This window comes from Pseudoalteromonas sp. T1lg24 (assembly GCF_002964745.1).
Classification (GTDB): domain Bacteria; phylum Pseudomonadota; class Gammaproteobacteria; order Enterobacterales; family Alteromonadaceae; genus Pseudoalteromonas; species Pseudoalteromonas spongiae.
The window spans coordinates 68,325-74,354 of sequence record NZ_PQCB01000002.1; the positions used below are offsets into that span (position 1 = coordinate 68,325).

The window sequence follows — 6,030 nt, forward strand, 5'->3', positions numbered from 1 at the left end:
GTTCCTTTAACTAGTTTATTGCGAGCCCTTTAATTAAGGCTTTGTTTAACGCCAGCCAGTTTTGTTGTTGGTTTATTAAAGACGCTTTAATGTCATTATACTGCTTTTTCAATTGTGATTGCTCACATTGCTGTATCACTTTGTTTTTGCGCATCTCTAGTAAGCGTTTTCTTACTTTATAATAGTGCTGTATTTTACTTAATAACAACTCATATTCGTGCTGCAGTTTATCTAATTGCACATGACTGTCTTGCTTTTCAAGCAAGGTGCGCTTGGTTTTTTCCATTAACGTTGCCGCTTTTGCACGTTCAATTCGCTCTTGCGGTGTTTTGCGTAACTTTGAGGCTAATCCTAAAAATGACAATGATTTTATCAGCCATTTTGTCGGATCGTAATGCCACCATCGGATACCATTGCGGTAATCAGATGCAAAAATATGATGGAAGTTATGATACCCCTCACCGTATGTGAATAACGCTAAAAAGCCATTATCGCGGGCGGTGTTTGATTCAGTGTAAGGGCGAGAACCGCAAATATGTGCCAGTGAATTAATGAAAAAGGTGAAGTGTTGGCTCAGTACTAAACGTAATAAACCCGCAAGAAGTAACATTCCCCATACATTGCCAAACATCAGACCAAGCACTAATGGGATACCAAAGTTGGTGATCAGGGTAAGTGCCAAATAATGTTTATGTTGCCACATCACAATACGATTTTTTTGTAAATCTCGGCAGTTTGAGTAGTCGTTGTATCTATGTGCTTGATATTCGCGCAGCATCCAACCAATGTGACTGTACCAAAATCCGCGAGTCGCTGCGTAAGGATCGTGTTCAGCGTCATCAACTTTACCATGATGTAAGCGGTGATCTGAACTCCAATGTAACGCGCTATTTTGAATTGAGAACGCACCGCCGATGGCAAAAATAAACTCAATCACAGGATGGGTTTCATACGTTTTGTGCGCCCATAAACGGTGATAACCGGCAGTAATTGATAAACCGCAATAAAACATACACGCAATAAATGCGATCCAGTTTGCGCTACTGTAGCCATACGCTAGACCGTACCAGGGCACGATAGTAACAGCAGCCAAAAAAGTGATGGTAAAAAAGAGGGTATTAAGCCAAATAATAGGTGGTTTTTTCATTCTTAAAAATCTCAGCGTACACTTGTACGCTAAAATAGTTTTATATGGCCTTTTTATCAAGTGAATTCGACAAAATTCATAAATATTTTTTCTGTGGTAAACTGCGTGCAAATTAGATGGGGGACGTATGTCGGGTATTCGCGCACAACAAAAAGAAAAGACAAGACAGGCTTTAATTGCAGCGGCTTTTAACCAGCTGAGTGCTGAGCATAGCTTTTCGAATCTAAGTTTACGTGAGGTCGCACGTGAAGCGGGAATTGCACCTACGTCTTTTTATCGCCACTTTAAAGATATGAATGAGCTTGGGTTAACCTTAGTTGATGAAGCAGGCTTGATGTTGCGTCAATTGATGCGTCAGGCTCGCCGCCGTATTGAAAGCGGTGGCAGTATTATCAATATATCTGTGTTGACGTTTATGGAGTTTATTGATGAGTCGAGTAACCAGTTCCGTTTATTATTGCGAGAGCGTTCGGGTACATCAAAAGCTTTTAGGGCGGCAGTTGCTCGTGAAATTAAGCACTTTATTCTAGAACTCGCGCATTATTTAGAAAACGAGACTGGTTGTGATGCTAATCATGCGTATATACAAGCAGAAGCAATGGTTACGTTAGTATTTAACGCAGGCGCTGAAGCGCTTGATCTCACTAAGCCACAGCGTGAGCAACTTACCGAGCGTATTATTTGGCAATTGCGTTATATTGCTAAAGGGGCATCAAGCTATACCAAAGAAAAAAAAGCAGCTAAATAGCTGCTTTTTTTGATGGATGTTTTACTTGCGCGTTAAAAATACGCCGGATTCGATATGATGGGTATACGGGAACTGATCAAAAATGGCAAAACGCGCGATGGTATGAGTTTCAGTTAGTTGCTGCAAATCTCTTTCCAGCGTATCTGGGTTACATGAAATATAGATAATGTTGTCATATCCTTGCACTAAATCAGTGGTGTCTTTATCTAAACCTGCACGTGGCGGATCAACTAATATACTTTGACAGTTGTAACTTTTAAGGTCGATTCCGTTTAAGCGGGAAAACTCTTTTTCACCATTCATTGCCATAGTGAACTCTTCACTCGACATACGGATTATATCGAGGTTGTTGATTTTGTTTTCGGCAATATTAAATTGCGCGGACTTAACCGAAGACTTGGAAATTTCGGTGGCAAGTACGCGATTAAAGCTTGGCGCTAACGCAATTGAAAAGTTACCGTTACCACAATAAAGTTCCAGCAAGTCGTTATTAAGAGGTTTTGAGACATCAATTGCCCACTCGAGCATTTGCTCGTTTAGCTTGGCGTTTGGCTGAGTAAAGCTATTTTCAACTTGCTGATAAACAAGTTCACGATTATCTACATTCAGCTTTTCGATGACATATTCTTCACCAAGCACAATTTTTTGCTTGCGAGCTCGGCCAATAAAATCGATATTGAACTCTTCTTTTAGTAACGCCTTTAGTTTATTAGCCTCGTTTACCCATTCGTCATCAAGTTGCTTGTGATAAATCAAGCTAACAAGAATTTGCCCGCTTAATGTCGACAAATAATCAATTTGGAAGAGTTTACGACGTAAAATTTCATTCGGCTTTAGCAGATCTAACAAACGTGGCATTAATTCACAAATTAATGGTGCTGCAGGATCAAACTGATCAACTCTGATTTTCTCTTTTGTTTCTGGGTCAAACATAATGTGAAATAAATCTTCACCTTCATGCCACACGCGAAACTCAGCACGTTGTCTGTAATTTTTTGCTTCAGACGCAAATACTTCTAATTTTGGCGCGTTAAACTGCGCAAATTGTTGGCTGATACGTTGTTCTTTTTCAGCAAGTTGTTCGTCGTATTGTGAAGTATCTATTTGAATTACAGGCATATGCTTTTTAACCTCTAGTGTGCGAGTCGCGCTATTGTAGGTTGTGGTTTTTCTTTGTCCAGTTATAGCATAGAAAAAATGTGACATACTTATACTGACTCACTTAAATAGCGAATCATTTACGCGGGCTTTTTTGATTGCTAATCACGTTATTATTTATCGATTTAGAAGGGCTGCATCAGAAAACTCCGCCTCACAATATCGAATAACATACTTAACTAAGTGGGCATTACCATTATAGAAGGAAAACGAATAGTGCTTAAATTAATGATTAACACTTAAGTTGTTCACTATTTGGTCGATAAGTAGGCATTCTGAAATGGAGGCAATGATTATGAAAGTGGGTGGATTGGGGTATCAACCTGAAAGCAAGTATGGTTTTTCTCAAAATAAACCAAACGAAATAGCACAAAACGCATCGTCTAAAGACGTTTTTACCATGTCTCAACGACTAACAATTGCAAGTCAGATCTCGTATCAGAAAATGATGGGAGCAATGCCATTTGAAAGTAAAGTTGAGCCTACCAAGCCTGAAGACTTATTCGACTTTGAAGAAATTGCAAAGAATGTATTATCTTTTGTTAAAGGCGCTATTTTAGGTGCGAAAGCAGACGGAGCTGATAATGACAAGCTTACCAACATGTTTGAGCAAGCACGCAAAGGCGTCGAACAAGGAATTGGAGAGGCTGTTGAGGAATTAAAAGACAGTGAGCTGTATACCGACGAAATTGAGCAAGGTATTGAGAAAAGTCGAGAGTTAATTTTTGACGGTTTGGATGAGTTTGAGCAATCGATATTCAACCCAGACAAAAAAGGTCCTTCTGATGCCGCTTTTAATGGTCAAAACTTTTATCAGTTAGATAATGGTGCAAGCTTTGAAATTAAAACAGCTGAAGGTGATATTATTAAGCTTACTTATAATAGCCAGTTCAGTTCATCAGAGCAGTTATCATATAACAAGAGCGAAGAAGGCGAGTCGTTGAGTTATTCGTCTACTCAGTCGAGTTCTCAAGCTTACTCATTTTCAGTCGAAGGTGATTTGAATGAAGATGAAGTAGCAGCAATTAATGAACTTATGTCAGAATTGCAAGAAGTTAGTAACGAGTTCTTTAATGGCTCCCTTGATGAAGCGTTTGAGCAAGCAAAAAATCTAAACTTGGACTCTCCTCAATTGGTGGCCATGTCGATGAACTTGCAGCAAACAGAAGTTAGAGCAAGTGTGCGAGAATACCAAACGACGCAACCAGGTCGAGAAATTGCTAAGCAATTTGAACCAACAAATGAAGGGCTAAAAGAAAGTTATGACAAAGCGAAGCCACTCAATATTGAGAATCAATTGACGCAATTATTAACTTGGTTGAATCAACAGCAGGCTAATAAAGAGAGTCTGTTGGATTACAGTACTAGCTTTTTTGAACAGCTAAATCAAAAGCAACAAAAAGAAAGCTAGGCCATCGCTTGTGAATTAAAAAATCTATGGCAAACTACTCGGGTTAATAACGTATTAGGTCGGGTAGTTTGGCTAAGCACATTGTTGTATTTGATTCTGGCATTGGTGGCACATCGGTACTTGAACATATTCAAGCGAGTTTACCGAGTGCAAAATTCAGTTATCTTATGGACAACAAATACCTGCCGTACGGAAAACGCTCTTCTCAATTTTTAACGCAGCGTATCACTAGTCTGTTAACTCAATTTATGAAAGAAATTGAGCCTGTCGATATTCTAGTTGTTGCCTGTAATACCGCGAGCACACAAACATTAGTGCAACTTCGCGCACAATTTGATTTTCCAATAGTAGGCGTTGTACCAGCAATTAAACCAGCTGCAGAGAAATCCCTAAGCAAAAGAATTGGCGTATTAGCAACGCCGGCCACAGTTGCAAATGAATACACCGCAACATTAATTGATGATTTTGCAAGAAGCTGTGAAGTTGACTTATATGGTTCTAGCGAACTAGTAAGGTTAGCTGAATACAAGTTCTGGTTTAATACATTAGATATGCAAGCGTTAGCTAAAGAACTCGATAAACTAGCAATAAATAGTGAAATTGATCACTTAGTTCTGGGGTGTACGCATTTTCCAATTATCGCAAATGAACTTAAACAGTTAATAAGGCATGATTTACAACTACTCGATTCTGGTGAGGCGATCGCGAATCGTGTATCGAGTCTCATTGGCGAGTGTAATGTAGAAGATAATAAAAAGCAGCCGGTAGATTATTATGCTACGGCTGCTTTAGAACAGACTAAATTACAAATCTCAGTGATTAATGATTAACACTATCATCCAAAGAATTATTGTCATCTGACTTTTGTTTCGCTTCACGTACTTTTAAGGTGCGCTGTTGAAACTCTTTATCATTTAATGCCGAGATAATTTTATCGGCATCCTTTTCTGCGACTTCTACAAATCCAAAGCCGCGACGTTTACCAGTATGCTTATCCTTTAATAGGCGAACAGAGAATATTTTCCCATGTTGTTCAAATAAACTTCTAACAACCGCTTCGTTTGCCTTATAAGGTAAATTACCAACATAAAGTGATTTACTTGCTTCTTTCTTTTCAGTTACACCATGAGCAGAGAAGGTTGCAAGAACACCACCAATCAAAATGCCTACAGCAATAGCCAAAGATGAACTTGTAAGTACTGATGATAATGCAAAATGAACTACGGCATAGCCGATAAGAGATGCGATAAAAATTATTATTAATGATTTTTGTTGCGATGAACTCATTTTAAAGATTCCGAATTACACAAATTAAACATAAAATTAACAAATGTTCATGCTTATCTTATCTTACTTTGCTCACAAGGCAATAATATCAGAACAAATAAGCGGTAAAATTATTTAAGTTAAGTTTAAAAAGCCCATTAAACGGCCAAAAACGTACAAAAATGAGCTGTTTTGTACATATTTCGCCCTAACGATCCAAAAAACTAAAAAAAGTTTGAAATAGGGGTTGATCCAAATTCGGATCTCTCTATAATGCGCCTCCACCAACACGGGGAACGA

6 protein-coding genes are annotated in these 6,030 nt (G+C 38.6%); 3 read left to right on the forward strand and 3 right to left on the reverse strand.

From position 1 onward, the window contains the following. Positions 1–10: 10 nt before the first annotated feature. Positions 11–1,147 (reverse strand): acyl-CoA desaturase, encoded by a 1,137-nt coding sequence (locus tag C2M30_RS01140; protein WP_105170372.1) that lies wholly within the window; start codon positions 1,145–1,147, stop codon positions 11–13. Between the two features lie 127 nt (positions 1,148–1,274). Between C2M30_RS01140 and fabR the strand changes: the two genes are divergently transcribed. Beyond that, entirely contained in the window at positions 1,275–1,895 is a 621-nt protein-coding gene (gene fabR, locus C2M30_RS01145) for an HTH-type transcriptional repressor FabR (protein ID WP_100912456.1), read from the forward strand. A gap of 21 nt (positions 1,896–1,916) precedes the next feature. Here the strand turns inward: fabR and trmA are convergent, their stop codons facing one another. Then, the gene (trmA, locus tag C2M30_RS01150) at positions 1,917–3,014 is read right to left on the reverse strand and encodes a tRNA (uridine(54)-C5)-methyltransferase TrmA (RefSeq protein WP_105170373.1); all 1,098 of its coding nucleotides are present in this window, start codon (positions 3,012–3,014) and stop codon (positions 1,917–1,919) included. Positions 3,015–3,333: 319 nt separating this feature from the next. Between trmA and C2M30_RS01155 the strand changes: the two genes are divergently transcribed. Both C2M30_RS01155 and murI read left to right on the forward strand, forming a co-directional pair. Continuing rightward, a complete protein-coding gene (locus tag C2M30_RS01155) occupies positions 3,334–4,464 on the forward strand; it encodes a DUF5610 domain-containing protein (protein ID WP_105170374.1) in 1,131 nt (376 codons plus the stop codon). Positions 4,465–4,532: 68 nt separating this feature from the next. Next, positions 4,533–5,294 carry a glutamate racemase gene (gene murI, locus C2M30_RS01160; RefSeq protein WP_105170375.1) on the forward strand — a complete coding sequence of 254 codons (762 nt, stop codon included), beginning with the start codon at positions 4,533–4,535 and terminating at the stop codon, positions 5,292–5,294. Here murI and C2M30_RS01165 read toward each other — a convergent pair. After that, a complete protein-coding gene (locus C2M30_RS01165) occupies positions 5,284–5,751 on the reverse strand; it encodes an RNA recognition motif domain-containing protein (RefSeq protein ID WP_105170376.1) in 468 nt (155 codons plus the stop codon). The genes murI and C2M30_RS01165 overlap by 11 nt on opposite strands. Positions 5,752–6,030 lie beyond the last annotated feature (279 nt).